Here is a 2841-nt window from a genome sequence, read left to right on the forward strand (position 1 = left end):
CGCGCGTGCCCCTCGAACCCGCCGCGCACACTGACCGCCGCCTGCGGTGCCCAGACGAGCGGCGCGACGGCGGCCCCGAACAGCGCGAGCCCGCACCCGCCCAGCCCGACACCGGCACCCCGGCGTACCTCCCGACCACGCATCTCCTGACCACGTACCTCTCGACCCCGCATCTCCCGGCCGCCCACCTCCCGGCCCCGCACCTGTCGACCGCGCACCTCCCCGCCGTCCACGCCCGCACCACCCGCCCCTTCCTCCCCCACACCGGACACAGACGCGCCCGCCCCGCCGCGAAGTTCCCCCACCTCCGCCCCCGCGCCCCCTGGCGACGCGCGTAGACATCGGGCATCATCCTGCGATGTACCACCTGCTCAGCCGGAAACCCCCACAACTCCCCACCCCAGCAGGAGGTTCCACATGCGCGTACGTTCCGCACTCACCGCCCTGGCCCTCGTCGTCGGCGCCTCGGTGGGCGTCGCCGCCGCCCCCGCCTCGGCCGCGGCAGGCCCCGCGGCCCCCGCCAAGGCCACCTCGCCGGCCGCGCCCCTGGTCACGAAGATCAGCCACTCCCAGGCCACGTCGATGTTCCGCTCCTCCGGCATCACCTGGTCGTCCTCCGGCGGCTGCTCCGACCGCAACAACTCCACCTGCACCTCCTTCGACCAGCTCAACCTCCCCTCCGCCCAGGGCGCCCAGACCCTCAAGTCCGCGAGCGGCTGCGCCCTGAACATCACCGGCGGCACCGAGACCGGCCACGCCGGCGGCACGTACAGCCACTGGAACGGCTACAAGCTCGACTACTCCCTCGGCACCTGCATCAACAACTACGTGACCGGCAACTTCGCCTACATCGGCCAGCGCGGCGACGGCGCCGCGATGTACCAGTCCGGCTCCGGCAACATCTACGCCCGCGAGGGCAACCACTGGGACGTCACGTACTACAACTGCGGCGGCTGCTGACCCCCGTCCAGCCCCCCGCTGCGACCCTGCGGCCCCGCAACGCAGGCCGTAGGGTCGCGGTATGCGACTGAGCACCCTGATCCTGCCCGTCCGGCGGTGGCACTCCGGCGGTCGTGCGCAATGGCAGCGGGCGGAGGAGTTGGGCTTCTCCGCCGCGTACACCTACGACCACCTCTCCTGGCGCACGTTTCGCGACGGGCCCTGGTTCGGTGCCCTGCCGACCCTGACCGCCGCCGCCTGCGCGACCTCCCGGCTGCGCCTCGGCACGCTCGTGACCTCGCCGAACTTCCGCCATCCGGTCACGCTGGCCAAGGAGTTGATCTCGCTCGACGACGTGTCGGGCGGGCGGATGGTGCTGGGGATCGGAGCCGGAGGTTCCGGGTTCGACGCGACCGCGCTGGGGCAGCAGCCGTGGGCGGTGCGGGAGCGGACGGAGCGGTTCGGGGAGTTCGTGCCGCTGCTGGACACGCTGCTGACGCAGGACACCACGTCGTACGCGGGCACCTACTACTCCGCGCACGAGGTACGCAACATCCCCGGCTGCGTGCAGCGGCCGCGGCTGCCGTTCGCCGTGGCGGCGACCGGGCCGCGCGGCATGCGGCTGGCCGCCCGGTACGGGCAGGCGTGGGTGACCACCGGCGACCCCCGGACCTCCGCGACCGGCACCGCCGCCGACTCCCTCGCGGCCATCCGCACCCAGGTCGACCGCCTCGCCGAGGCCGGCGCCGCCGTGGGAAGGGACACCGCGGCCCTGGAGAAGGTGCTGCTCGCCGGCTTCACCCCGGACCGGCCGCTGGACTCCCTCGACGCCTTCGTCGACTTCGCGGGCCGCCACGCCGCCCTCGGCTTCACCGAGATCGTGCTGCACTGGCCCATCCCGGACTCGGTCTTCGCCGCCGACGAGGCCGTCTTCGAGCGCATCGCGACCGAGGCGCCCGGGCAGTTGGCGGCCTGACAGCTCACGGGGCGCGGAGTGCGTCCACCGCCAGCCGGGCCGCGGTGCCGATCACCGCGTCGGCCGCCGGGAGCGTCACGGCGGTCGCGGCGGCTCGGGTGCAGACGGCGACCGCGTAGCGACCTCCGTCCGGGTACTCCACGACGCCGATCTCGTGCCGCAGCGTCGGCAGCGTGCCCGTCTTCCCGCTGACGCGTACGTCGTCGAAGGGGAAACCGGACGCCAGCCGGTGCCCCCACGCCTGGGTGCCCAGCGTGCGGCGCAGGTCGGCGGCGTACGCGCCGGTGCACACCTCGTCGCGCCAGACGGCGGCGAGGAGGGCGGTGAGATCGCGCGGGGTGGAGCGGTTGGTACGGGCTGGGTCGAGGGCCCGGAGGCGGGCGACACGGGCGGGGTCGAGGAGCGCGGTGGCACCGGCGTCGCCGGCGTCCTCGGCGAGTGCGGCGTAGAGGTCGCGTACCTTCTGCACGGCGGTGGTACGGGTCAGGCCCAGGGCGGTCATGGTGCGGTTGACGGCCTCGATGCCGACGGTGTCCCACAGCACGTCGGCGGCGGTGTTGTCGCTGACGGAGACCGCGAGGACGGCCAGGTCGCGCAGCGAGAGGCGGGCGGCGTCGCGCATGGCGCCGAGCCCGGTGGGGCCGGGGGTGCGGCCGGCGGCGGGGATGTCGACGGCGGCGGCGAGATCGACGCGGCCCTGCTCGGCCTCGCGGTAGAGGGTGGCCAGGAGGCACACCTTGTGCACGCTGGCCGTGCTGACCGGGGTGTCGGCGGCGACGGCGAGGCCGGATCCGGTGTCGATGTCGCGTGCGTGGAGCTGGCCGGTGACGCCGGCTTCCGTGAACGCCCGGCGGATGCGGGATGTGGCGGTGCGGTGGGCGGGGTCGCCACCGCCGCCGCCGTACTCGCCTGGACCGAGCGGGTGC

The 2841-nt window shown here is 74.4% G+C and carries 3 protein-coding genes and 1 pseudogene; 3 read left to right on the plus strand and 1 reads right to left on the minus strand.

Going from position 1 to position 2841, the window contains the following annotated elements:
- The 3 genes and pseudogenes from H5J30_RS25440 to H5J30_RS25450 form a co-directional block, all read left to right on the plus strand.
- Window positions 1–338, plus strand: a pseudogene (locus H5J30_RS25440) (hypothetical protein); the annotation flags it as partial.
- A gap of 79 nt (window positions 339–417) precedes the next feature.
- Window positions 418–960, plus strand: coding sequence for a hypothetical protein (locus H5J30_RS25445; RefSeq protein WP_181789685.1), 543 nt, complete (start codon window positions 418–420; stop codon window positions 958–960).
- 61 nt (window positions 961–1021) lie between these two features.
- Window positions 1022–1915: an LLM class flavin-dependent oxidoreductase gene (locus tag H5J30_RS25450; RefSeq protein WP_181789686.1), complete on the plus strand. Its 894-nt coding sequence runs from the start codon at window positions 1022–1024 to the stop codon at window positions 1913–1915.
- A 4-nt stretch (window positions 1916–1919) separates the two neighbouring features.
- On the opposite strand, the gene H5J30_RS25455 is transcribed toward H5J30_RS25450, so the two are convergent.
- Window positions 1920–2771: a serine hydrolase gene (locus H5J30_RS25455; protein WP_181789687.1), complete on the minus strand. Its 852-nt coding sequence runs from the start codon at window positions 2769–2771 to the stop codon at window positions 1920–1922.
- Between the last annotated feature and the right edge of the window lie 70 nt (window positions 2772–2841).

The sequence above is a fragment of the Streptomyces phytophilus genome (genome assembly GCF_013870535.1).
Lineage (GTDB): Bacteria > Actinomycetota > Actinomycetes > Streptomycetales > Streptomycetaceae > Streptomyces > Streptomyces phytophilus.